This is a genomic window from Leifsonia sp. McL0627 (genome assembly GCF_058244615.1).
On sequence record NZ_JBZCGM010000002.1, the window covers coordinates 1,457,529 to 1,480,360 of the forward strand.

Here is a 22,832-nt window from a genome sequence, read left to right on the forward strand (position 1 = left end):
AAAGAAGGAAGAAACATGGCACCGAAGAAAAAGGTCACTGGTCTGATCAAGCTTCAGATCAACGCCGGCGCCGCCAACCCCGCTCCGCCGATCGGTCCGGCGCTGGGTCAGCACGGCGTCAACATCATGGAGTTCTGCAAGGCGTACAACGCGGCGACCGAGTCGCAGCGCGGCAACGTCATCCCGGTGGAGATCACCGTCTACGAGGACCGTTCGTTCACGTTCGTCCTCAAGACCCCGCCGGCCGCTGAGCTCATCAAGAAGGCCGCAGGCGTCCCCAAGGGCTCCGGCGTCCCGCACACCACCAAGGTCGGCAAGCTGACCCAGGAGCAGGTGCGCGCGATCGCCGAGCAGAAGATGGTCGACCTGAACGCGAACGACATCGACGCAGCGTCGAAGATCATCGCAGGCACCGCCCGTTCGATGGGCATCACGGTCGAGGCGTAAGCCCTCGTCCTTCACAGACACATCCGTGGCAGAGCCGGCCAGGCTCGCACCACATTCTCGACAGGAGAAACCACATGGCACAGAAGTCAAAGGCCTACCGGGCCGCGGCCGACAAGATCGAGGCCGGAAAGTTCTACACCCCCACTGAGGCCGTCACGCTCGCTCGCGAGACCGGCTCCAGCAAGTTCAACTCGACCGTCGAGGTCGCGCTGAAGCTCGGCGTCGACCCGCGCAAGGCGGACCAGATGGTCCGCGGTACCGTCATCCTTCCTCACGGTACCGGCAAGACCGCGCGCGTCATCGTGTTCGCGACGGGTCCGGCCGCTGAGGCCGCGATCGCCGCGGGCGCCGATGAGGTCGGCGGAGCGGAGCTCATCGAGAAGGTCGCCGGTGGTTACACCGACTTCGACTCGGCTGTCTCCACCCCGGAGCTCATGGGCCAGGTCGGCCGTCTCGGTAAGGTGCTCGGCCCGCGTGGCCTCATGCCGAACCCGAAGACCGGAACCGTGACGCCGGATGTGGCCAAGGCCGTCTCCGACATCAAGGGCGGAAAGATCGAGTTCCGCGTCGACAAGCACGCCAACGTGCACTTCGTCGTCGGCAAGGCGGGCTTCACCGCCGAGCAGCTCGACGAGAACATCAAGACCGCGCTCGAAGAGATCATGCGTCTGAAGCCGTCCTCCTCGAAGGGTCGCTACGTGCAGAAGGGTGCTGTGTCGACCACGTTCGGCCCCGGCATCCCGCTGGACGTCAACGCCATCTAGTCGCGCATCGTTCGTGCGAACAGGCCGTCTCCGGATTCCGGAGGCGGCCTTTTCGCATCCCTGCGCTGAGGTGGCGTCCACAGACGACGCAATCTGCAACAGAACTGTCTACCCCTCTTGTGGCGGTAGAACTTGTGGGTCTACTCTCGCGGTTGGCGCGCGTCGCGCGTCGCTCACTGTCGAGTAAGGATCACTTCATGACAACTCGCACCACCAGACGAGTCCTCCACAAAAGGGCCGTCGGAATCATCGCCACCGCGGCCGCCGCGGTGGCGTTGTCGATGGCGGGGACCGGAGCAGCGAATGCGGCCGACAGGGTCACTTTCGCCGATTCCGTACCGAGCTGGGCCACTGCAGCCAACGACGCAGGCGCCGCACCGACGGACCAGACAGTGCAGGGCGAGATCTATCTCCCCCTGCGCGACCAGCAGGGCGCGGAGGCGCTCGCCAAGGCTGTCTCGAATCCGGTCAACCAGGGCTACCGCAAGGCGCTCAACCCGAACCAGTGGATCAACCGGTTCTCGCCGACCCAGGCCGACTCGGATTCGGTGGTCAGCTTCCTGAAGACCGTCGGCCTCACGATCACGGCTGTTCCGGCGAGCCGGCAGTACGTGGTCTTCCGGGGGACGCCCGACCAGCTGGGGTCGATCTTCGGCACGTCGCTGCACTCGTTCGACTACGCGGGCAAGCGCCTGGTCGCTCCGACCTCCGCCCCGTCACTCCCCGCGGCGGTCGGCACCAAGGTCTCCGGCATCAGCATCGAGCAGTCACGAACGCTGACCAAGCCGGACTCGATCAAGCAGGGCGACCTCGGCGCCTCCGCGACCCCGCAGCTGAGCCGCAAGGCGGCGGCCGCACCGGTCGTCGTGACCCCGTGCTCGCACTACATCGGCGAGCATGTCGTGACGGTTCCCGCGAGCTACAACGGCCAGACGCAGTACAGCACGTTCAACTGCGGTTACACGCCGTCGCAGCTCCGCACGGCCTACGGGCTGGACGCGCTCAACAAGCGCGGAGTGAACGGCTCAGGCCAGACGGTCGCGATCATCGACGCGTACGCGAGCCCGAGCATCGTGAAGGACGTGAACTCGTACTCGCAGCAGAACGGCGAGCCCGGCCTGAACAACTCGAATTACCAGCAGCTGGTTCCGAAGTCGAGCGACTTCACCGACCAGGAGCTGTGCCAGCAGCCGAGCGGATGGCAGGGCGAGCAGACGCTCGACGTCGAGTCCGTCCACGGCATCGCACCGGGCGCGCGCATCCTGTACGTGGGTGGCACGGACTGCAGCGGCGGCCTCGATGTCGCGATGTCGAAGGTCCTCGACAACAAGCTGTCGAACATCGTGAGCAACAGCTACGGCAACGTGGGTGAGGCTGTCCCGGCCGACGTGATCCAGGGCGAGGTCAACCTGCAGCTGCAGGCGGCCGGCGAAGGCATCGGGCTGTACTTCTCGAGCGGTGACAACGGCGACGAGGTCGCGAACCTCGACTACGCGTCGCCCGACTTCCCCGCCTCCTCCCCGTGGGTCACCTCGGTGGGCGGCACGAGTCTCGGCATCGACAAGAACAGCAAGATCTCGTTCGAGGCGGGCTGGGGCGACACGGTCGACCAGATCGTCAAGAACGCCGACGGTTCGCTGTCCTACAAGGAGCCGCTGCCCGGCACCCGCTTCGTCGGCGGCGCCGGCGGCGGGGTGAGCGCTGTGTTCGCTCAGCCCGACTACCAGCGGAACGCTGTGCCGGCCGCCCTGGCGAACGGCCACCGCGTCTCTCCGGATGTGGCTGCGCTCGCCGACCCGTACACCGGGTTCTCGATCGGCATCCGTCCGATCATCGACGACACGACCCTCGCAACGGGCGACTACGTGAACGAGACGTACGGCGGAACCTCGCTGGCGACTCCGATCGTGGCGGCGCAGATCGCGATCGTGCAGCAGGCCACGCACGCCACGATCGGGTTCGCGAACCCGACGCTGTACGGCGTCAAGCGCATCCTGCCGAACGCGTTCCGTGACGTCGTGCCGCAGAACCCGACGCAGGCGGTCGCGTACACCAGCGCCACCAGCGGCAACAGCTACCTGGTGTCGTTCGATCAGGACACCACGCTGAAGACCGCGAAGGGATACGACGACGTCACCGGCCTCGGCGGTGTGTCGTTCAACCTGCTCTCACTGGTCGCGGCAGGGCGCCACTAGCGCCCGAACCGCCGGAACGGCCGGTCGTCCTTCGTGGACGGCCGGCCGTTTCAGTATGGTGGGTCGCGTGACCGTCACCATTCGCCCTGCAGAAGCACGGGATGCGCGCAGCCTGGCCGCCGTCGCCGCCGTGACCTTCCCTCTCGCCTGTCCTCCGCACACCACCGAGGAGGCGAAGGCCGCGTTCGTCGCGACCATGCTGTCCGAGGAGAAGTTCGGCGAATACCTCGCCGACGACGCGCGCGTGCTGATGATCGCGGAGGAGGACGACGAGGCGATCGGTTACACGATGGTGAACCTCGGAGAGCCGACGGACGGCGACGTCAGCGCGGCCATCCGCATCCGCCCGTCCAGCGAGCTGAGCAAGTGCTACGTACTGCCAGGCCATCACGGTGCGGGTGTGGCGAGCGGGCTGATGGAGTCGAGCCTCACGGCGGCGGCCGATGCCGGTGCCTCCGGAATCTGGCTGGGCGTCAACGAGGAGAACGAGCGGGCGCAGCGGTTCTACTCCAAGAACGGGTTCGAGCGCGTCGGCTCCAAGCAGTTCCTGGTCGGCGACCGGCTGGAGGACGACTGGGTGATGGAGCGGGCACTCTAGCCCTCCGCCACTTTCAGCACGATCTTGCCGCGGGTGTGGCCGGACTCGATGGCCTTGTGCGCCTCCGCCGCCTGGTCGAGCGCGAAGATCTGGTCGACGTGCACGCGCACGTTGCCCGACTCCAGCAGGCGGGAGATCACGGCGAGGGTGTTGCCGTCCGGCGCGACCTTGAAGTCGGTGCCGCGCATCCCGGCGGCGGCGGTCTCCTCAGCGAAGGTCGGCCAGCTGCCGGTCGGCGCGTTGACGATGAGGCCGCCGGGACGCAGCACCGTCAGGGAGCGGGTTCCCGTGTCGTCGTGCACGTTGCCGATCAGGTCGATGACCACATCCATGTCGTGGGCCACCTCCTCGAAGCGGGTGGTCGTGTGATCGATCACCGTGGACGCCCCGAGCGACCGCAGCCAGGAGGCGTTGGCGCCGGAGGCGGTGGCAGTGACCTGCGCGCCGAAATACGACGCGAACTGCACGGCGAAGTGACCGACGCCTCCGCTGCCCGCGTGGATGAGCATCCGCTGTCCTTCGTGCGCCTTCGCCACCTCGACGACCATGCCCCACGCGGTCAGTGCGGCGAGCGGCGCGCCGGCCGCCTCGATGTGTGACAGCGTCGACGGCTTGCGCACGACGCTCAGGCTCGGCACGGACACGTACTCCGCGTATGTTCCGCTGAACCGGGGGACCATCACCATCCCGAACACCTCGTCGCCCGGTTTGATCGGATGCGCGCGGTACGGCGACTCCACGACGACGCCGCTGAAATCGTGGCCGAGGACGGCCGGCAGGTTCCGGATGGCGCCGAAGGTGCCGCGACCCGCCCTGGTCTTGGCGTCGATCGGGTTCACGCTGGCCGCGACCACTTTCACGAGGAACTCGGCGTTCACCCTGTCCGGTGTGGCGATCTCACCCATCCGCAGCTCGTCGGCTGCGCCGGCGCGGGCGAGCAGCGCCGCCCGCATCGTCTTCTGCATTCGTCGTCCCCTCATCGGCTGTGTCTCAGTCAATCCCGTGAATGATTCACCGGTGTTTCGGCGGCGTCACAGCTGATGAACAATGCGTTTCGGATACCCCCAGGGCCTTTGCAGGTGCTGTCTGGTTAAGATGCTCCTCGTGAGCAGAGTGCTGCGCGTCGTGCGCCAACCTTTTGCGGCACCGCTGCTCGCTAGGGGCTGGCAGCGTGCCGTTCCCGTGCTGCTCGCGCTCGGGACCATCGCGGTCCTCGGCGGCCTCACGATCATCTGGGCTGCGCGGCTGACCGTGCCGTATCCCGTCTACGTCAGCGAGCTCGGCGCCCAGGGGGCGCCGACCGCTGCGCCGTTCAGGGTCGCTCTGCTCTGCATCGCGGCGGGCGGCTTCTCGATCGCGCTGGCTAGCGGGCACATCCGGTCGTCGGCGCGGCTGCTGAACCGGTGGGCGCCGGCTGTCACGCTGGGGTTCGCCGCCATCTGCTTCGTGGTGGCGTCACAGATCACCTGCACGGCGCTGTGCCCCGTGCCGCTCGCCGATCCGCGGTCGACCATCCAGGATCTCGTGCACACGGTGACCGCCGTGCTGGGGTTCGGGGCGGCCTGCTACGCGATGCTGCAGGTGGCGTTCGCCTCCGCGCTGCCGAGGGTCGCGCGGTTCTCGATGGTGAGCTGCTTCGCGGTCGCGGCGATCACGATCGTCGGCGGTCTGCTCGCCATCGTGCACGTTGCGACGGACGTGGGCGCGTGGCTGGAACTCCTCGGAACGACGGTCGCCATCGCGTGGCTGGCGATCTACTCGCTCACGCTCGTGCGCGTGCCGGTCGGGGCTCAGGACGCCTGAGGGCCGGACGGCTGAGGTCCGGGCGCCTGAAGTCCGGGCGCCTGAGGTCCGGACGACTGAGGGCTGGTGGACCGCGGGCTGGTGGCGCGCCGCAGCGCGTCGATGAGGTCGCAGGCGAGGGCGACCAGCTTCCTGATCTCGTTCTCGTCGCGGTCGACCCAGAGACACTGCGGCTCGTCGTGCAGCGGGACGAACCCGGCGTGCTGCTCCCAGACGAACAGCGTCCGCTCGGCGCCGAGCACGTACTGCTGCCACCAGATCTGCCGCAGATAGTTGCGCGGGATGCTGTTGAACGGCTTGTTCGTGGTCTTGATCTCGGCCAGCTCGATGCTGCCGCTCGAACGGACGGTCAGGCCGTCCGGTGTCGCGAGGAAGCGCTTGTCGCGCTCGGAGTGGTAGAGCGCATCCGAGGGGTGGATGCCGTGGGTCGCGGCCACCCACGCCGCGATCTCGGGCTCGCGCGTCCGCCCGTGCTGCGTGTACACGTTGCCGGAGAACCCTGAGCCGTGCAGCTTGTCGTACGCGGCGGACTGCACGGACCGCGGCGTGGAGAGCTTGGCGACGTCGGTCGCGGTGATGCCGCGGCTGCGGGCGCGCAGCCAGGCGACCCTGTCGCTGGAGTGGGCGACCACCCTGGCGAGGTGCCCGTGGAAGACGCGTTCCGCATCCGGGGCTTCGAGCTGGAACTCGAGCTGTGCGATCTCGGCGCCCGCGTGCGCCGCCGCCTGCTCCGCAGCGCGTTGCTCCGGCGACCGGAGGTCGGCGAGGGAGGCGGGGCGGGTCAAAGCAGGATCGAGCACCCCTCCATTGTGCCTCGCCTCAGGCGGCCGTGCCGGACCCCACGCCAACCGCGCCCAGCTGCCGGCGCGCCTCGTCGATGGTCTCCAGCGTCTGCACGGCTTCGACCAGTGGATGCAGGGGGGAGTCGGTCAGCCCCTCCGTGACGTAGCGGGCGAGTGCCGCAGCTTCGTATGACATGCCCTCGCGGCCGGGGCGGCCGTACGGATCGGTCCATTCGAGCGCGGGGGAGCCGCCGCCCGGCACGAACCGGACGCCGCTGGCCGACCAGAACGGGCTGCCGGTCTCGACGCGCGCGAGCGATCCGCTGATCGTCGCAAGCGACGGGGTCACGGCGCGCACGCCGGTGCTGAGGAGCGCCTGCGCGCCGCTCAGCGACGACAGGATGAGCGACACCTGTTCGTCCACGCCGGTGGGCGCGAGGGTGCCCGCGGCGATCACGCCGGCCGGGCGGCCGATGGCGAACGACGCCCACGAGACGACGTAGACGCCGAGGTCGAGCAGGGCGCCTCCTCCGAGCGCGGGGTCGAACAGGCGGCTGGCCGGGTCGAAGCGCGCGTTGCCGCCGAAGTCGGCCGTCACGACGCGCACGTCGCCGAGCGCGCCGTCGTCCAGGAGTCTGCGGATGATGTCGGTCTGCGGCAGATAGCGCGTCCACATCGCCTCCATCGCGAACACCCCGGCCGCTTTCGCCGCCCGCTCGATGCGCCGGGCGTCCTCCGCGGTCGCGGCGAGCGGCTTCTCGACGAGCACGCTCTTGCCTGCCGCGATGGCCAGCAGCGCGTGCTCGGCGTGCTGGGTGTGCGGGGAGGCGACGTAGACGACGTCCACCTCCGGATCTTCGACCAGCTGTGTGTACGAGCCGTAAGAGCGCTCGACGCCGTGCGCGGCGGCGAACGCAGCAGCGCGCTCCGCCGACCGCGACCCGGCCGCCACGACCCGCTGCGTCGTGTGCTTGTGCAGCGCATCCGTGAAATCGGCGGCGATCCCTCCCGGCGCGAGGACTCCCCAGCGCAGGGGAGGGGCGTCCGCCGGGTCGGGATGCCGCGGGTCGGGAAGCGAGGAGAGTCCGGTGGTCATGGGACCAGTCTGCCGCAACCGAATGGATGGACGCGGGGCGAACCCCAGGCAACGGCTCGTTATCAAAACATACCACCACTAGAAAGAAATGATGCTGCATACTAGTCTGAAATTTCTGTGAAGTTTACGGGCGCGGTTTGCCGCGGTGAAGAAGGCTCCCGTTTTCCTGTCCCCGGGATACTGCCTCAACCATGAGGTGCTCACCGAAATGGACCGCCTCGGCGCCAACCAACTCACCCTGATCGGCGGCCTCAACTCCCTCAACGCCGATGTCGCAGCCGGACGACCCTGCTGAGTCATGACCATCTATCTGAAAGGAACGACCAATGCGTAAAACACCGATGACCGTGGCGATGTTCGTGGGTGCTGCTGCTCTCGCGTTCACGGCGCCTGCCGCGAACGCAAAGACCCCAGCGCTGACACCGACGGTCACGGAGCGGTTGGCTGGCGCCGATCGTTTCGGCACCGCTGTTGCTGTGTCGAAGAGCGGGTATCCGGAAACAGCGGCGGTGGTCTATCTGGCGAGCGGGGTGAACTTCCCCGACGCACTGTCGGCCGGGCCTGTCGCTGCGACGCAGGACGGTCCTGTTCTGCTGACCAAGTGGGACCAGGTGCCCGCGGTGACCGCCGCCGAGATCAAGCGGCTCTCGCCGAAGAAGATCGTGCTCGTGGGTGGGACAGCCGCGCTCGCACCTAGCGTCGAGAAGGAGATGACGTCTCTCGCGCCCGAGGTTGCGCGGGTCGCCGGAACGGATCGGTACGACACGTCGAGGCAACTTGCCGAGGCGACCTTCACGAAGCCGGTCGCGACGGTCTACCTCGCAACAGGAAAGGACTATCCGGACGCGCTCTCCGCGGGCGCCGCCGCCGCCGAAGCGGGTGGCCCCGTCCTCCTGGTGGACGGTGGCGCGGACCGGCTCGACGCCGCCACGATGGCGACGCTGAAGAAGCTGGCACCGGCACAGCTCGTGATCGCTGGCGGCCCCGTGGTCGTCTCCGACGGCATCCTCGCGCACGCGAAGTCCATCGTCCCCGACTCGTCCCGTGCGGCAGGCCAGGACCGGTTCCAAACGTCAGCCGTGATCGCTCGCAGTTTCGGCACCGCGACGCACGGCTACGTCGCTTCCGGCTGGAACTTCCCGGACGCGCTTGTCGGGTCGGCCATCGCCGGCAAGAACGGTCAGCCTCTGTACGTCATCATGCCCACCTGCCAGCCAGGCACAATCGTCCTCAGCCAACGCGAGCTGGGCATCACCGGGGTGACCGTCCTCGGCGGCACACAATCGATCTCGGACATCGCGATCTCGTCGCAGGACGGCTGCAGCGTACCGGGTCCGCCCACGCCCTGAGAAGCGCACGCGAAGGGCCCGCGCTCATCGCCACGATGAACGCGGGCCCCCGACAGGCGGGCGACCTACCGCGGCCACACTCCCGCGTCCGGGTTGGACACCTCCGGCGCCTGGCGTGCGCCGGCCACCGGGGCAGCCCAGCGCACGCCGTTGGCGAGCACCTTCCGCACCTGCGGGTGGAAGTACACCGGGTACTCCTGGTCTCCGGGGCTGAAGTAGAAGATCTTGCCGCGGCCGCGCGTGAAAGTCACGCCCGAGCGGAAGACCTCGCCGCCGGTGAACGAGCTGATGAACACCAGGTCGTCCGGCGTCGGGATGTCGAAGAACTCGCCGTACATCTCCTGCGCCTCGATCACGATGGGCTGCTCCACCCCTTCGGCGATCGGATGCGTCGGGTTGACGTTCCAGACCAGCTCGCGCTCTCCGCCCTCCGGGTTGCGCCAGGCGAGCGAGCAGGTGGTGCCGAGCATCCGGATGAAGATCTTCGAGAAGTGCCCCGAGTGCAGCACGATCAGGCCCATGCCGCCGAGCACGTGCCTGCGGACGCGCTCGACGACCTCGTCGGCCACCTGGTCGTGGGCGATGTGGCCCCACCAGAGCAGCACGTCGGTGTCGGCGAGCACGTCCTCGGTGAGTCCGTGCTCCTCGTCGGCGAGCGTCGCGGTGCGCACGGCGACATCAGTGCCGAGCAGTTCGGTCAGGCCGTCGGCGATCGCGCCGTGGATGCCCGTGGGGTAGATGGCGGCGATGTCGGGCTGGGTGGCCTCGTGGACCCCCTCGTTCCAGACGGTGACGCGCAGTGCAGACATGTTCAGGCTCCCTTCGTTGCTGGTTCGAGCACGACCTCGGCGCCGCGGCGGGCCGATTCGTACGCCGCGTCGATGACGCGGGCTCTGTCGAGGGCGCGTGAGCCGTCGTACTGCGCCCAGTTGGCGGTGTCCGCCACGTGTTCGAGGAACGTCTCGACAACAGCGAGGTGACCGCGGCCAGGATCGGCGGCGACGTTCACGTCGGAGGTGGCCTCGCCCTCCCCCGTGAAGATGGTCAGCTCTCCAGCAGGGGCGTAGTCGACGACGCGCAGGTCGGCGCCGCCCTCCGTGCCGTAGATGGTGATGCCGAATTCGTCGCCCGCCGGGCGGTAGGCCGCCCAGCTGGTCTCGAGCACGATCGAGCCGCCGCCCTCCAGGCGCAGCAGCAGGCTCGCAAGGTCTTCGACCTCGTAGGCGGAGCCCACATCCTGCTTGTTGCCGGCAGCGCCGCCTCGCCCGCGCGAGCCGAGTTCGGAATGCGTGACGGCGGAGACGGCCGTCACGGTCGGCTCGCCGAACAGGTGCAGCGCGTAGTCGAGCACGTGCACGCCGATGTCGATCAGCGGTCCGCCTCCCGCCATCTCGCGGTTGGTGAACCAGCTGCCGAGAGCCGGGATGCCCGCCCTCCGGAGCCAGATGGCGCGCGCGTGGTACGGGCGGCCGATCTGGCCGGCGTCGATCGCGGCCTTGAGCGCCTCGATGTCGCCGCGGCGGCGGTGGTTGAACGCGACCTCGAGCACACGGTCGGCGGCGTGCGCCGCATCCACCATGGCCTGCGCTTCGTCGGCAGTCCTGGCGATCGGCTTCTCGCTGAGCACGTGGATGCCCGCCTCCAGTGCCCCGACAGCGATCGGTGCGTGCAGGAAGGTCGGCACCGCGACGCTGACGACGTCGATCCCGCCGTCCTCGACCAGCTCGTGCCAGTCGCGGTAGAGGCGCGTGACGCCGTACTTCTCTCCGAGTTCGGCGCGCGGTCCGTCCTCCATGCCGGCGATGGCGACGAGCTCGACGCCGGGGAGGCTCGCATACGCATCCATGTGCTGCTGGCCTGCCCAGCCGAGTCCGATGACGGCGGCCTTGATGGTCGCTCCGGTGTCGGCGCCTGTCGCGGCGCCGGGGTTCGTCGCAGTGCTCACGACTGTCCTTCCTGTTGGTGGTGGTCTGTAGGTGGTTGGTGGGTGATCGGTGGCTGATGGCTGAGGGTCGAAACGATTCGATTCGCCCGGTGGATGCGCGGGGTGCCGGACGGTCGGCCTCAGCGGCCGAGCGGTCTCTCCGCTGCAGCTCTGGCGGAGAGGGGACGGGCGGGATGGGAGACGGGATCGAGCGCGTTCTGGATGACCATGGTCGCCGCGCCGATCACGCCGCCGGTCTCGCCCGAGCGCGACTGCGTGATGGTGAGGTATTGCGTCGCCAGCGGTGTCGACCGCTGGTAGACGACCTCGCGGATCCCGGCGAGGAGCTGCTCGCCGACGCGGGAGAGGCTGCCGCCGACGATGACGAGCGACGGGTTGAGGAGGTTCACCGACGTGGCGATGACCTCGCCGAGGTCGCGTCCGGCCTGACGGATGGTCTGCAGCACCGTCGGGTTTCCTGTGCGGGCCAGCTCGACGACGTCGTCGCTGGTGCGCGCTGGGATGCCGAGCGCCGTCAGCGTGCGGGCGATGGCCGGGCCGGAGGCGAGCGCTTCGAGATCGGCGTCCTTCGCGCCGTGGCTGGGGGTGTCTGCACCGAACGGGACGCGCACGTGGCCGAGGTCGCCGGCCGAGCCCTGCGCGCCGCGCTGCAGGCGGCCGCCGTTGATGATCCCTGCGCCGATCCCGGTCGCCACCTTGATGAAGAGGATGTCGGACTGGTCCGGCCAGACCAGGGCGTGCTCGCCGAGGGCGAGCAGGTTCACGTCGTTGTCGACGAGCACGGGAACGTCGAACGTCCTGCCGACGTACTCCGGGATGTCGAAGCGGTCCCAGCCGGGCATGATCGGCGGGTTGACCGGCAGGCCCGTCGAGTGCTCGACCGGTCCAGGGACGCCGATGCCAATGCCGATCAGATCGCCGGTGGGCCGACCGGAGGCGGCGAACAGGGTCTCGGCGACCCCGAGCGCCCAGTCCAGGATCGCCTCCGGCCCGTCGGTGATCAGGATGCGCTTGGACTCGCTGGTCAGGATGGTGCCGGCCAGGTCGGAGAGGGCGACGACGCCGTGCGTCGCGCCGAGGTCGATCGCGATGACGATGCGCGACTCCGGGTTGAACCGGATGCGCGCGGGCGGCCGTCCACCGGTCGAGACATCGTCTCCCGCCGGTGCGACGAGACCGGAGGCGGTGAGGCTGTCGATGCGCACCGCGATCGTCGAGCGGGCGAGACCGGTCAGTTCCGCCAGTTGAGCGCGCGTGCGGGGGATGCCGTCGCGCAGGATCGCCAGCAGGCCGGCGGCGTCCGGGGCGACAAGCGGTTGCTCGCGCACGCTGTCGGTCATGAGGGTATTGAACCACACCGTTCCCGAAGCGATCAAAGTCTGTTTTCTCTCATGCGACTTTTGATTGACAATCGGCAAAAGTCTCGCTTGAATGGAGACCGTCGCCATCAGGCGCATCCCCAATCCACTCGACGAGGAGCACAGTGTCGAAGTCCAACCTCTCCGTTCAGCTCTATACGGTTCGTGAGCTCCTGACCGACGACACGGTCGGCACCATCAAGCGCATCGCCGACCTCGGGTTCACCCAGGTCGAGCCGTTCGCCTTCCTCGACTTCGGCGACGCCCTGCGTCGTGGACTCGAGGAGGCCGGACTCACCGCCCCCACCGCCCACCAGGGCTTCATCGGGTCCGGCGACCTCGACACCGTGTTCGAGTCGGCCAAGACCCTCGGCATCGAGACCGTGATCGACCCGTTCGTCGCGCCCGAGCGCTGGCAGACGGCCGAGAGCGTCGACGAGATCGCCGCTCAGCTCAACGCGGCGGCCGAGGTCGCCGCCCGCCACGGCGTGCGCGTCGGCTACCACAACCACGCGCACGAGCTCGAGAGCACCATCGACGGCGTCACCGCACTTGAGTACTTCGCAGGCAAGCTCTCCCCGGAGGTCGTCCTCGAGGTCGACACGTACTGGGTGGCGGTGGGCGGTCACGACCCGGTGGAACTCCTCGGGAAGCTCGGCGACCGCGTCGTCGCGCTGCACATCAAAGACGGCCCAGCCACAACGGAGACCAAGGACCAGGTCGCCGTTGGCCAGGGCTCGCTGCCGATCGAGCAGATCATCGCCGCCGCGCCGAACGCGCTGCGCGTGATCGAGCTGGACGACTCCCGCGGCGACCGCTTCGAGGCCGTCGCAGACAGCATCGAGTTCCTCACCTCCAAGGGCCTCGCGTGAGCGGCGGCAAGGTCGGCGTCGGTGTGATCGGCGCCGGTGTCATCAGCTCCGAATACCTCACCAACCTCACGGCCTTCCCCGACCTCGACGTGCGCTTCGTCGCCGATATCGACGAGGCGCGCGCCGAAGCGCAGGCGGAGAAGTTCGGCATCGCCGGGCACGGCTCCGTCGCCGACCTGCTCGCCGACGACCAGATCGAGATCGTGGTCAACCTCACGCTGCCGCGCGTGCACGTCGAGGTGGCCCTGCAGATCCTGGATGCGGGCAAGCACGTCTGGAGCGAGAAGCCCTTCGCGCTCGACCGCGTCAGCGGAACCGAGCTGCTCGAAGCCGCCCACGAGAAGGGGCTGCGCGTCGCGACGGCGCCGGACACCTTCCTCGGCGCCGGCATCCAGTCGGCCCGCCGCCTGATCGAGAACGGCACGATCGGCGCCCCGCTGACCGCGCTGACGCTGATGCAGAGCCCTGGCCCGGAGTCCTGGCACCCGAACCCCGACTTCCTGTTCCAGGAGGGCGCCGGTCCGCTGTTCGACATCGGCCCGTACTACCTCACCGCTCTGGTGCAGCTCTTCGGTCCCGTCGCCCGCGTCAGCGCGGTCGCGTCGAAGTCCAAGGAGACGCGCGTCATCGGCTCCGGCCCGCGTGCCGGCGAGGAGTTCGCCGTCACGGTTCCGACTCACGTCAGCGCTCTCTACGAGTTCGAGAGCGGGCAGACCGCGCAGAGCATCTTCAGCTTCGACTCCAAGCTCGGCCGCACCCAGTTCGAGGTCGCGGGCGTCGAGGGGACCCTCGTTGTCCCCGACCCGAACACCTTCGTCGGCGGCCTGCTGGTGCACGGCGCCGACGGCATCGAGACCGTCCCGGCGACCGGCTCCACGTCGAGCCGCGGCACGGGTGTCGTCGAGCTGGCCCGCGCGATCCGCGCGGGAGTGCCGGAGCGCGCATCCGGAGAGCAGGCGTACCACGTGCTCGACGTGATGGTCTCGACGATCGAGGCCGGGCTCGCCAAGGCGCCCGTCGACGTTCAGAGCACCGTCACGGTCGCTCCGGCGCTGCCGGAGGACTGGGACCCTCGCGCGGCCACGCTCGCCTGAGGCGGGCGCGTGCGAGCGGGGTCACAGTGAAAACGGCAGAGCGATGGCGGCGCGGTGCGTCGCCGGTCAGGATGGGCGAATGACGGAGAACACGGCAACACCGCGGCCGAGGGTCGCGATCGTCGGCGGCGGGTTCATGGCGGAGGTCCACTCCCGGGCGGCGCGCAACGCGCGGGCGCAGCTGGCCGGAATCGTCTCCTCCAGCCCGCGGAAGTCCGCCGCGGCCGCCGAAACCCTCGGGATCGACCGCGCATACGACTCGCTCGACCAGGTGCTCTCCGACGACTCGATCGACGTCGTTCACGTCTGCACGCCGAACGGGCTGCACGCCGAGCAGGCCGCCGCCGTGCTCGCGGCGGGCAAGCACGTCGTCTGCGAGAAGCCGCTGACCACGACGGTCGCCGATGCGGAGGCCCTGGTCGCCGCCGTCGGCGATCTCACCGCCACGGTGCCGTTCGCCTACCGCTTCCACCCGATGGTCCGGGAGGCGCGCGACCGGTTCGCCTCCGGAGCGGCCGGGCGCGTGCTGAGCGTGAACGCGTCGTACCTGCAGGACTGGCTGCTCGGCGCGGACGACGACAACTGGCGTGTCGACTCCGCTGCGGGAGGCCGTTCCCGCGCGTTCGCCGACATCGGATCGCACCTCGTCGACCTCGTCGAGTTCGTCAGCGGCGACAGGGTCTCCCGGGTCTCCGCCACGAAGAAGACCTACTTCACCGAGCGGGCGTCGCACTCAGCGATCACCACCGAAGACGCAGTCGCCGTCGTCATCGAGACGCGCTCCGGCGGCCTCGGCACCCTGCTGGTGTCCCAGGTCGCTCCCGGCAGGAAGAACAGGCTGTCCCTGGAGATCGCGGGAAGCGCCGAGAGCGTCGCGTTCGACCAGGAACAGCCGGAGACACTGTGGATCGGCAAGCGGAAGGGCAGCGTGCTCCTGCCGCGCGACGCCGACCAGCTGAGCGCCGACGCCGCACGCCTCTGCGTTGTGCCGTCCGGGCATCCCCAGGGCTATCAGGATGCGTTCAACGCGTTCGTCGCAGACACATACGCGGCCATCGGCGGGGCGGACCCCGCCGGGCTGCCGCGCTTCACCGACGGCCTGCGGGCCGTGCGGGTCACCGACGCCGTGCTCGACTCCGCGGAGTCAGGCACCTGGATCGAGATGGGAACAGAATGACAGAGACCAGCACGCACCCGGTGACGCTGTTCACCGGCCAGTGGGCGGACCTCACGCTCGAAGAGGTCGCCAAGTACGCGAGCGAGTGGGGCTACGACGGCCTCGAGATCGCCTGCTCCGGCGAACACCTCGACGTGTGGAGGGCGGCGGAGGACGACGCATACCTGCAGGGTCGCCTCGACATCCTGAACAGGTACGGCCTCAAGGTCTGGGCCATCTCCAACCACCTCAAGGGCCAGGCGGTCTGCGACGACCCGATCGACTTCCGTCACCAGGCGATCGTCGGCTCGAAGGTGTGGGGAGACGGCGAGCCTGAGGGTGTGCGCCAGCGCGCCGCCGAAGAGCTGAAGCTCACCGCGAAGGTCGCCCGCAAGCTCGGCGTGGACACGGTCGTCGGCTTCACCGGTTCGAAGATCTGGCCGTATGTCGCCCAGTTCCCTCCGGTCCCCGCCTCCGTCATCGACGCCGGCTACCAGGACTTCGCCGACCGCTGGAACCCCATCCTGGATGTGTTCGACGGCGAGGGCGTGCGGTTCGCGCACGAGGTGCACCCGTCCGAGATCGCCTACGACTACTGGTCGAGCGTCCGGTCCCTCGAAGCGATCGACCACCGCGAGGCGTTCGGCTTCAACTGGGACCCGAGCCACATGATGTGGCAGGACATCGACCCTGTCGGCTTCATCGTCGACTTCAAAGACCGCATCTACCACGTGGACTGCAAAGACACGCGCCTGCGCCCGAAGAACGGCCGAGCAGGGGTGCTCGGTTCGCACCTGCCGTGGGGCGACCCGCGGCGTGGCTGGGACTTCGTCTCCACCGGTCACGGCGACGTGCCGTGGGAGGACTCCTTCCGCGCTCTCACGTCCATCGGATACACCGGCCCCATCTCGATCGAGTGGGAGGACGCCGGCATGGACAGGCTGCACGGCGCCAAGGAGGCCGTCGGCTACATCCGCTCGCTGCTCTGGAAACAGCCGACAGCGTCGTTCGACGCCGCGTTCAGCAACCAGGACTGATTCACCTCACCGATTCACCTCACCGGCCACCGGCTCGCGCGCTTCGGCGCACGCGGGTCGGTGGCCGGTGCTTGGATAGGGGGATGGTGGACAGTCGACGCAATGCCAGGATGCCCGTGACCGAGACGACGGTCAGAGGAGAGGACTGGTACGGGCGCGACCTCGATGGGGCCGAGTTCGAGAAGGTCGAGTTCATCGACGTGGACATGACCGAGCTGACCAGCTCCGGTGCGGTGTTCACCGAGTGCACCTTCCTCAACGTCAAGTTCAACGTCAGCACGCACGCCGAGTCGGCGTTCGTGAACTGCACGTTCACCCGCTGCAACTTCTTCGACACCACGTTCACCCGCTGCAAGCTCACCGGCAGCCAGTTCGACGGCTGCGAGTTCGGCCTGCTGAAGGTCGACGGAGGAAACTGGTCGTTCGTCGGCTTCCAGAAGGCCGAACTGCGCGGCGCCGACTTCAGCGGCGTGCGGCTGCGGGAGGCCGACCTCGGCTCCGCGCGCTGCGCAGACGCCACGTTCGCGGGCTGCGACCTCTCCGCCGCCTGGTTCGAGGGCGCCGACTTCACGGGCGCAACGCTGCGGGGGAGCGACCTCACCGGCCTCGACCCGCTGACCACCACGCTGCGCGGCGCCGTCATCGACGACAACCAGGCCGTCGCCCTCGTGGAGGCGCTCGGCCTGGTCGTCATCCCAGCCTGATCGCTGAGCCGCTCAGGCGACCTCTTTCACCTGTCCGTGCTTGATGTGCAGGCGGCGCTGAGCGCGCTTGGCGACGGCGCTGTCGTGCGTGACGATCACCAGCGTGAGGCCGCGGTCGCGCCAGAGCCCTTCGAGGAGATCCATGATCTCGTCGCGGGTCTCCTCGTCCAGGTTGCCGGTCGGTTCGTCTGCGAGCAGCACATCCGGGTTCTTGACCAGGGCACGCGCGATGGCGACGCGCTGCTGCTGGCCGCCGGACAGCTCGGACGGCAGGTGGCTTCCTCGGTCGGCGAGGCCGAGCGAGGCCAAGGCCTCCGCCGCACGGCGCTTCCGCTCCTCGCTGCTCACCTTGAGCGGCGCGAGGGCGGTCTCGACGTTCTCCTGGGCGGTGAGCGTCGGGATGAGGTTGAAGCCCTGGAAGACGAAGCCGATCTCGGTGGCGCGGATCGCGGTGAGCTTGTTGTCGCCGAGCCCGGACAGGCTGGACTTCTCCAGCTCGACCGAGCCGCTGGTCGGCCGGTCGAGCGCTCCGAGCATCTGCAGCAGCGTCGACTTGCCTCCGCCGGTCGGACCCTGGATCGCGACGAGCTGCCCATCCGGGATGTGCAGGGTCACGTCGTTGAGGGCGATCACCTCGCGCTTCGACTGCGTGTACTTCTTGGTGACGTTGGTGAGCGTGTACATGTTCTCTCCTGGAGGTGGGTCAGGCGACCGAGCGCAGGGCGGCGGCTGGGCGGAGACGGGAGGCGCGCCATCCGCCGATGGCGCCGGCGATCAGGCCACCGAGGATGGCGAGGCCCACGGCGATGACGATCACCCAGACGGTGACGGGGGCGTGCAGGGCGATGTCGGTGGTCGCGTTGGCCGCGGCGGTCCTGGCGCCGGCGAACCCGCCTCCGCCTCCGCCGAATCCGGCGCCGCCGGTTCCGGTTCCGCCGCCACCTGTGCCCGTCCTAGCAGCTGCGTCGACCGTCCCCCTGCTGATGCTGCCGGAGAGGGTGGGCGCGACCATGTTGACGACGAGCACTCCGAGGAGGCCGACGGCGACGCCGATCACACCGCCGATGAGGCCCTGCACCACAGACTCGCCCGCCACCTGGCCGACGATGCGGCCGTTGGACCAGCCGATCGCCTTGAGGGTGCCGAACTCGCGGGTGCGGCGGGTGACGCCGGAGATGGTGAAGAGGATCGCGATGAGGAACGCGGCGGCGAGCACGATCAGCGACAGCCAGGTGCCGAGGTTCGCGATCAGGTCACCGGCGGTGCCGAGCGATCCGGAGACACTGGATGCGAGGTCGGCCTGGGTGCTGACGGTCGCCTTCGGGAGCGCCTTGGTGAGGTCCGTCTTGATCTGGTCGATGTCGCTGGACGACGCGGCGGTCACGTAGACCGAGCTGACCTTGCCGGTCTGGCCGGACAGCTTCTGCGCCACGTCGAGCGGGATGTACGCGTTGGCTGCGGTGGTGGAGTCGCTGCCGGTGGCCGCGACGATGCCGACGACCTTGAAGTCGGTTCCGCCGATGGTCACGGTGTCGCCGACGGCCTTGCTGCCCGTCTTGGCGTATGCCTGGTCGAGGACCACCACGTCTTTCCCGGCGTCGGAGGCCGCGAAGGCGCGACCGCTGGAGAGGGTCACCGACGAGAGCGGGCCGACCGACTTGCCTGCGGGGTCGAGGCCGAGGACGGAGAAGGAGTCGACGTTGAACGAGCTTCCGCCCGCGCCGTCCGAGCCGCCGGTGGGCGCGGGATTCGGTACAGCTGCTCCGCCGGACGAGCCCGTGCCGCCGGCGGCCTGGCGCTGCTCACGGAGCTGCTGGAAGTTGGGGAGCGTTCCGGAGAAGCTCGTGTTCGTCAGCGACAGCACCGAGGCGGCGGCCGAGACGTTCTGGACCTTCTTGACGGTGGTGAGGGTGGTCGCATCCATCACCGTCGCTCCGCGCGTCGGTTCGAGGCGCGACGTGTTCACCGAGCGGCCTGCGCCGGTGTCCGTCCCGGCGTTCGCGCCGAAGTCGAAGCGCGGGCCACCGCCTTGCGCCTGGCTGGTCGTGGCGCTCTGCGCGGTGGCGGGTTCGCTGACGGTGATGTCCGTCCCGACGCCGTAGACCGACTGGAGGACACTCGCCTGCGCTGCTTTCACCCCCGCCGAGACGGAGTTGACGATGATGACGAGCGCGATCGCAAGGGCCATGCCAACTGCGATGATCACTGTCTGCTTGCGGCGATTGAGGAGCTCGCGCCGCAGATAAGTCCCGAACATGTTGCTTCCGTATCTCTCGGGTGGGTCTTGGGGGCGATTCGGACGTTAGGAGCGTGCAATTTGCGATGACTATGGCGTGGCTATGTTTTCGCTGTGGGCGCTGGCCGAATGCTCACAGATTTCCCATAGGTTTCGCATAGCCCACATCAAGAGCACTCCTCATAATGGGAAAGGTGACCATGAACTCGCGTGCCGCTTCCGGCACCTCCACCCAGCCAAGAAGCCTGCTGCGCCGTGCAGACGGGACCGCGATCCGCGTGCTCGTCGTCGACGACGAGTCCACGCTGACCGATCTGCTCTCGATGGCACTGCACTACGAAGACTGGGACGTGAAGACCGCCTCCAACGGGCAGCAGGCTCTGCAGCTCTCGCGCGAGTTCAAGCCGGACGTCGTGGTGCTCGACATCATGCTCCCCGACATCGACGGGCTGCAGGTGCTGTCCAGGATGCGCGCGGACGGCAACGAGGCTCCCGTCCTCTTCCTCACGGCGAAAGACTCGCTCGACGACCGCATCGCCGGGCTGACGGCGGGCGGCGACGACTACGTCACCAAGCCGTTCAGCCTCGAAGAGCTCGTCGCCCGCCTCCGCGGCCTGCTGCGCCGGTCACGCGCCGCGGTCGCCGACGAGAGCGACCCCGTGCTGATCGTCGGCGACTTGGTCCTCGACGAGGACAGCTACGAGGTGCACCGCGACGGCCAGCTCATCCAGCTGACCGCCACCGAGTTCGAGTTGCTGCGCTTCCTGATGCGCAACCCGCGCCGCGTGCTCAGCAAGACCCAGATCCTCGACCGCGTCTGGAGTTACGACTTCGGCGGCTCCTCCAGCGTCGTCGAGCTGTACATCTCCTATCTGCGCAAGAAGATCGACTCCGGACGCGCCCCGATGATCCACACGGTGCGCGGAGCCGGTTACATGGTCAAGGCGGCACAATGACGACAGCCCGCGCGACGGGCACACCGACAGAGGCGGCGAGCGGGCGGCGCTCGCTCTTCTCGCGCATCCGGCCATTCCGTTCCTGGACGCTCCGCAGTCGCGTCGTCCTCGTGGTCGTCGCGATGCTGGCCGTGCTCGGCACCGTGATCGGCGCGATCAGCGTCGTCGCGCTGCAGGGCTATCTCGTGAACCGGTTGGATGGGCAGCTCACCAGTGCACTCATCCGCGGACAGCACGCCGCCGACCGGATCAACGGCGGCGGCCCCACCAGTCCGCAGGCCGCCGGCGTCGTCCAGACCCCCGGCCAGCCGACCGGCACGCTCGGGGCGGTGCGGAGCGCGAGTGGCGGGCTCCTCTTCCCGCCGGTCGTCCTCGCGGACCAGCCGTCCGACAACTCGACCAACCTGCCGCTCGAACCGAAGCAGGTCACGATCAACGGTCTCGCGCTGCTGACCGTCCCCTCCGACCAGAAACCGCACACCGTCGATCTCGGTGAGACGCTCGGCTCGTACCGCATCGCCGCGGCACGCCTCGACAACGGCGACAGCGTCATCATCGGGTTGCCGCTCAGCGACGTGAACGCCACCGTCTCGCAGCTCACGCTCGTGATCGCGCTGGTCACCCTCGCCGGGCTGATCTTCGCGTTCCTGATCGCGAGCTTCGTGGTCCGGCTGGCGATGCGGCCGCTCGCCCGCGTGGCGAGCACCGCCCAGCAGGTTGCCGAGATGCCGCTCGACCGCGGAGACGTCGCGCTGTCGGTGCGCGTGCCGGAGGCCGACACCGATCCGCACACCGAGGTCGGCACCGTCGGCGCCGCCCTCAACCGGATGCTCGGCCACGTCGCCTCCGCGCTGACCGCCCGGCAGGCGAGCGAGCAGAAGGTGCGGCAGTTCGTCGCGGACGCCAGCCACGAGTTGCGCACGCCACTCGCCTCCATCCGGGGCTACGCGGAGTTGACCAGGCGTGCCCCGCACGAACTCCCGACCGATGTGACCAGGTCGCTCGGCCGGATCGAGTCGGAGGCGACCAGGATGACCTCCCTCGTCGAAGACCTGCTCCTGCTGGCGAGGCTGGACGAGGGCCGCGAGCTGGATCGCGACCCGGTCGACCTCTCGATGCTGCTGATCGACGCGCTGAGCGACGCGCACGCCGCCGGTCCAGACCACAGCTGGTCGATCGTGCTGCCCGAGGAGCCCGTCGAGGTGATCGGCGACCAGCCGCGTCTGCACCAGGTGGTCACGAACCTGCTGGCGAACGCTCGCGTGCACACTCCGGAGGGCACGAAGGTCGTCGCGGAACTCGCCGTCGACGAGGCGGCTGGCAGGGCGATCATCTCCGTGAAGGACGACGGCCCTGGCATCCCGGAAGAGCTGCGGTCCACCCTCTTCGAGCGGTTCGCCCGCGGCGACAGCTCCCGCAACAGGGCGACCGGCTCCACCGGTCTCGGCCTCGCGATCGTCAGTGCCGTCGTCGAGGCGCACGGCGGCGCTCTCTCCGTGGAGAGCGAGCCGGGGAACACCGTGTTCTCGGTCTCGTTGCCGCTCGGACACCTCCACGACAGCGAGAGTCCCGACCGCGAGAGTCCCGACCGTGGCGAAACGGCCGAGGCGGAACGGTGACGCCCGACATCCTCGCCACCGCCTCATACGGCCAGCCCGATGGGGACCCTCTGCTGTTCATCCGCGCGCTGCCTGCCGAGATCGAGAACCCGCGCGGTGCCGACCGCCTCATCGAGCGGCTGATCGTCCGCGGTCCGTCGCGGGTCAGGCGGGTGCACGCCGTCGGGCGGCCGGCGTACCTCCCCTCCGACTTCGACATGCCGGAGATCGCGGAGGTCTACGGGCGCTATCTGCGGGAGCACTTCGATCGCCCCGTCGCCCTGATGGGGCTGTCGACGGGCGCGAGCGTCGCCCTGCAGCTCGCGGCGGATCAGCCGGAGCTCGTCAAGTCGCTGGTGATCGCGGCCGGTTCCGGCAGGCTCGGCTCCCGCGGCCGCGCCATCCAGCGCCGGTACGTCTCCCTGCTCGCCGCGGGCGACCGTCGTGCGTACGCCGAGCTGGCGAGCGCAACCATGAACTCCAAGCATTTCGACGGCGTCGTCCGCCTTGCCAGCAGGCTCGCACCGAAGCCGGACGACGCGGAGAGCCTGATCGCCCTGGTGCGCGCGGAGGACGGTTTCGACGTGCTCGACCGCGTCCACCGCATCGCCGCTCCCACCCTCATCATCTCGGGTGGCCGTGACGTGTTCTACCCGCCGGAGCTCGGCAGGGAGACGGCGAAACGCATCCGGCGCTCCAGCCACATCGTCTACGGCGGCCGGGCGCACGGCGGGGTTCCACTGCACCCGCACTTCGCCGGGGACATCGCGGGATTCCTCAGCGCGAACGCCTGATTTGCGTAGAGCCCCGCGCATCCCGTACGCTATACGAAGCCAAAGACC

Annotated in this window: 23 protein-coding genes; 15 read left to right on the forward strand and 8 right to left on the reverse strand. The window is 68.8% G+C overall.

Going from position 1 to position 22,832, the window contains the following annotated elements; all coding sequences use genetic code 11:
- The first annotated feature begins 15 nt into the window (after positions 1–15).
- The 4 genes from rplK to AC37TH_RS07640 all read left to right on the forward strand — a co-directional run bounded on the left by rplK (position 16) and on the right by AC37TH_RS07640 (position 4,004).
- A complete protein-coding gene (gene rplK / locus AC37TH_RS07625) occupies positions 16–447 on the forward strand; it encodes a 50S ribosomal protein L11 (RefSeq protein WP_055890341.1) in 432 nt (143 codons plus the stop codon).
- Between the two features lie 74 nt (positions 448–521).
- Positions 522–1,211, forward strand: a complete 690-nt coding sequence (rplA, locus tag AC37TH_RS07630) for a 50S ribosomal protein L1 (protein WP_490763733.1) — start codon at positions 522–524, stop codon at positions 1,209–1,211.
- 197 nt (positions 1,212–1,408) lie between these two features.
- Positions 1,409–3,406, forward strand: coding sequence for a S53 family peptidase (locus AC37TH_RS07635; RefSeq protein ID WP_490763734.1), 1,998 nt, complete (start codon positions 1,409–1,411; stop codon positions 3,404–3,406).
- Positions 3,407–3,473: 67 nt separating this feature from the next.
- Positions 3,474–4,004 carry a GNAT family N-acetyltransferase gene (locus AC37TH_RS07640; RefSeq protein WP_490763735.1) on the forward strand — a complete coding sequence of 177 codons (531 nt, stop codon included), beginning with the start codon at positions 3,474–3,476 and terminating at the stop codon, positions 4,002–4,004.
- Here AC37TH_RS07640 and AC37TH_RS07645 read toward each other — a convergent pair.
- On the reverse strand, positions 4,001–4,969 hold the full coding sequence (locus AC37TH_RS07645) for an NADP-dependent oxidoreductase (protein ID WP_490763736.1): 969 nt from the start codon (positions 4,967–4,969) through the stop codon (positions 4,001–4,003). The genes AC37TH_RS07640 and AC37TH_RS07645 overlap by 4 nt on opposite strands.
- Before the next feature lie 139 nt (positions 4,970–5,108).
- Between AC37TH_RS07645 and AC37TH_RS07650 the strand changes: the two genes are divergently transcribed.
- Positions 5,109–5,807, forward strand: a complete 699-nt coding sequence (locus AC37TH_RS07650; RefSeq protein WP_490763737.1) for a DUF998 domain-containing protein — start codon at positions 5,109–5,111, stop codon at positions 5,805–5,807.
- On the opposite strand, the gene AC37TH_RS07655 is transcribed toward AC37TH_RS07650, so the two are convergent.
- Together AC37TH_RS07655 and AC37TH_RS07660 are read right to left on the reverse strand one after the other, a co-directional pair.
- Positions 5,795–6,439 carry a YqaJ viral recombinase family protein gene (locus AC37TH_RS07655; RefSeq protein ID WP_490763870.1) on the reverse strand — a complete coding sequence of 215 codons (645 nt, stop codon included), beginning with the start codon at positions 6,437–6,439 and terminating at the stop codon, positions 5,795–5,797. The two genes, AC37TH_RS07650 and AC37TH_RS07655, sit on opposite strands and share 13 nt — an antisense overlap.
- Positions 6,440–6,626: 187 nt before the next feature.
- A complete protein-coding gene (locus AC37TH_RS07660) occupies positions 6,627–7,685 on the reverse strand; it encodes a Gfo/Idh/MocA family protein (RefSeq protein ID WP_490763738.1) in 1,059 nt (352 codons plus the stop codon).
- 145 nt (positions 7,686–7,830) lie between these two features.
- Between AC37TH_RS07660 and AC37TH_RS07665 the strand changes: the two genes are divergently transcribed.
- Entirely contained in the window at positions 7,831–7,980 is a 150-nt protein-coding gene (locus AC37TH_RS07665) for a hypothetical protein (RefSeq protein WP_490763739.1), read from the forward strand.
- A gap of 31 nt (positions 7,981–8,011) precedes the next feature.
- Complete coding sequence (locus AC37TH_RS07670; RefSeq protein ID WP_490763740.1) at positions 8,012–9,034, forward strand: cell wall-binding repeat-containing protein; 1,023 nt, start codon at positions 8,012–8,014, stop codon at positions 9,032–9,034.
- A 65-nt stretch (positions 9,035–9,099) separates the two neighbouring features.
- On the opposite strand, the gene AC37TH_RS07675 is transcribed toward AC37TH_RS07670, so the two are convergent.
- The 3 genes from AC37TH_RS07675 to AC37TH_RS07685 all read right to left on the reverse strand — a co-directional run bounded on the left by AC37TH_RS07675 (position 9,100) and on the right by AC37TH_RS07685 (position 12,319).
- Positions 9,100–9,843 (reverse strand): ThuA domain-containing protein, encoded by a 744-nt coding sequence (locus tag AC37TH_RS07675; protein WP_490763741.1) that lies wholly within the window; start codon positions 9,841–9,843, stop codon positions 9,100–9,102.
- Between the two features lie 2 nt (positions 9,844–9,845).
- Entirely contained in the window at positions 9,846–10,979 is a 1,134-nt protein-coding gene (locus AC37TH_RS07680) for a Gfo/Idh/MocA family protein (protein ID WP_490763742.1), read from the reverse strand.
- A 119-nt stretch (positions 10,980–11,098) separates the two neighbouring features.
- Positions 11,099–12,319 carry an ROK family protein gene (locus AC37TH_RS07685; RefSeq protein WP_490763743.1) on the reverse strand — a complete coding sequence of 407 codons (1,221 nt, stop codon included), beginning with the start codon at positions 12,317–12,319 and terminating at the stop codon, positions 11,099–11,101.
- A 143-nt stretch (positions 12,320–12,462) separates the two neighbouring features.
- On the opposite strand from AC37TH_RS07685, the gene AC37TH_RS07690 reads away from it, so the two are divergent.
- The 5 genes from AC37TH_RS07690 (at position 12,463) to AC37TH_RS07710 (ending at position 17,200) form a co-directional block, all read left to right on the forward strand.
- Positions 12,463–13,209, forward strand: coding sequence for a sugar phosphate isomerase/epimerase family protein (locus tag AC37TH_RS07690; protein ID WP_490763744.1), 747 nt, complete (start codon positions 12,463–12,465; stop codon positions 13,207–13,209).
- Positions 13,206–14,303 (forward strand): Gfo/Idh/MocA family protein, encoded by a 1,098-nt coding sequence (locus tag AC37TH_RS07695; protein ID WP_490763745.1) that lies wholly within the window; start codon positions 13,206–13,208, stop codon positions 14,301–14,303. The genes AC37TH_RS07690 and AC37TH_RS07695 overlap by 4 nt, the downstream gene beginning before the upstream one ends.
- A gap of 79 nt (positions 14,304–14,382) precedes the next feature.
- A complete protein-coding gene (locus AC37TH_RS07700) occupies positions 14,383–15,480 on the forward strand; it encodes a Gfo/Idh/MocA family protein (RefSeq protein WP_490763746.1) in 1,098 nt (365 codons plus the stop codon).
- Positions 15,477–16,496 (forward strand): sugar phosphate isomerase/epimerase family protein, encoded by a 1,020-nt coding sequence (locus AC37TH_RS07705; RefSeq protein ID WP_490763747.1) that lies wholly within the window; start codon positions 15,477–15,479, stop codon positions 16,494–16,496. The genes AC37TH_RS07700 and AC37TH_RS07705 overlap by 4 nt, the downstream gene beginning before the upstream one ends.
- Before the next feature lie 83 nt (positions 16,497–16,579).
- Entirely contained in the window at positions 16,580–17,200 is a 621-nt protein-coding gene (locus AC37TH_RS07710; RefSeq protein ID WP_490763748.1) for a pentapeptide repeat-containing protein, read from the forward strand.
- Between the two features lie 12 nt (positions 17,201–17,212).
- Here AC37TH_RS07710 and AC37TH_RS07715 read toward each other — a convergent pair whose 3' ends face one another.
- Both AC37TH_RS07715 and AC37TH_RS07720 read right to left on the reverse strand, forming a co-directional pair.
- Entirely contained in the window at positions 17,213–17,884 is a 672-nt protein-coding gene (locus AC37TH_RS07715; protein ID WP_490763749.1) for an ABC transporter ATP-binding protein, read from the reverse strand.
- 19 nt (positions 17,885–17,903) lie between these two features.
- Positions 17,904–19,457: an ABC transporter permease gene (locus tag AC37TH_RS07720; protein WP_490763750.1), complete on the reverse strand. Its 1,554-nt coding sequence runs from the start codon at positions 19,455–19,457 to the stop codon at positions 17,904–17,906.
- Positions 19,458–19,636: 179 nt separating this feature from the next.
- Between AC37TH_RS07720 and AC37TH_RS07725 the strand changes: the two genes are divergently transcribed.
- From AC37TH_RS07725 to AC37TH_RS07735, 3 genes are read left to right on the forward strand one after another with little or no spacing between them, the layout of a single operon-like run.
- Positions 19,637–20,392: a response regulator transcription factor gene (locus tag AC37TH_RS07725; protein WP_490763871.1), complete on the forward strand. Its 756-nt coding sequence runs from the start codon at positions 19,637–19,639 to the stop codon at positions 20,390–20,392.
- The gene (locus AC37TH_RS07730; RefSeq protein WP_490763751.1) at positions 20,389–22,011 is read left to right on the forward strand and encodes a sensor histidine kinase; all 1,623 of its coding nucleotides are present in this window, start codon (positions 20,389–20,391) and stop codon (positions 22,009–22,011) included. The genes AC37TH_RS07725 and AC37TH_RS07730 overlap by 4 nt, the downstream gene beginning before the upstream one ends.
- The gene (locus AC37TH_RS07735; RefSeq protein ID WP_490763752.1) at positions 22,008–22,784 is read left to right on the forward strand and encodes an alpha/beta fold hydrolase; all 777 of its coding nucleotides are present in this window, start codon (positions 22,008–22,010) and stop codon (positions 22,782–22,784) included. Before AC37TH_RS07730 ends, AC37TH_RS07735 begins: the two co-directional genes overlap by 4 nt.
- The last annotated feature ends 48 nt before the right edge of the window (positions 22,785–22,832 follow it).

Coding starts and splice junctions, on each gene's coding strand:
- rplK (WP_055890341.1), top strand. CDS start 16: ATGGCACCGAAGAAAAAGGTCACTGGTCTGATCAAGCTTCAGATCAAC.
- rplA (WP_490763733.1), top strand. CDS start 522: ATGGCACAGAAGTCAAAGGCCTACCGGGCCGCGGCCGACAAGATCGAG.
- AC37TH_RS07635 (WP_490763734.1), top strand. CDS start 1,409: ATGACAACTCGCACCACCAGACGAGTCCTCCACAAAAGGGCCGTCGGA.
- AC37TH_RS07645 (WP_490763736.1), bottom strand. CDS start 4,969: ATGCAGAAGACGATGCGGGCGGCGCTGCTCGCCCGCGCCGGCGCAGCC.
- AC37TH_RS07660 (WP_490763738.1), bottom strand. CDS start 7,685: ATGACCACCGGACTCTCCTCGCTTCCCGACCCGCGGCATCCCGACCCG.
- AC37TH_RS07670 (WP_490763740.1), top strand. CDS start 8,012: ATGCGTAAAACACCGATGACCGTGGCGATGTTCGTGGGTGCTGCTGCT.
- AC37TH_RS07675 (WP_490763741.1), bottom strand. CDS start 9,843: ATGTCTGCACTGCGCGTCACCGTCTGGAACGAGGGGGTCCACGAGGCC.
- AC37TH_RS07685 (WP_490763743.1), bottom strand. CDS start 12,319: ATGACCGACAGCGTGCGCGAGCAACCGCTTGTCGCCCCGGACGCCGCC.
- AC37TH_RS07700 (WP_490763746.1), top strand. CDS start 14,383: ATGACGGAGAACACGGCAACACCGCGGCCGAGGGTCGCGATCGTCGGC.
- AC37TH_RS07705 (WP_490763747.1), top strand. CDS start 15,477: ATGACAGAGACCAGCACGCACCCGGTGACGCTGTTCACCGGCCAGTGG.
- AC37TH_RS07710 (WP_490763748.1), top strand. CDS start 16,580: ATGGTGGACAGTCGACGCAATGCCAGGATGCCCGTGACCGAGACGACG.
- AC37TH_RS07715 (WP_490763749.1), bottom strand. CDS start 17,884: ATGTACACGCTCACCAACGTCACCAAGAAGTACACGCAGTCGAAGCGC.
- AC37TH_RS07720 (WP_490763750.1), bottom strand. CDS start 19,457: ATGTTCGGGACTTATCTGCGGCGCGAGCTCCTCAATCGCCGCAAGCAG.
- AC37TH_RS07725 (WP_490763871.1), top strand. CDS start 19,637: ATGAACTCGCGTGCCGCTTCCGGCACCTCCACCCAGCCAAGAAGCCTG.
- AC37TH_RS07730 (WP_490763751.1), top strand. CDS start 20,389: ATGACGACAGCCCGCGCGACGGGCACACCGACAGAGGCGGCGAGCGGG.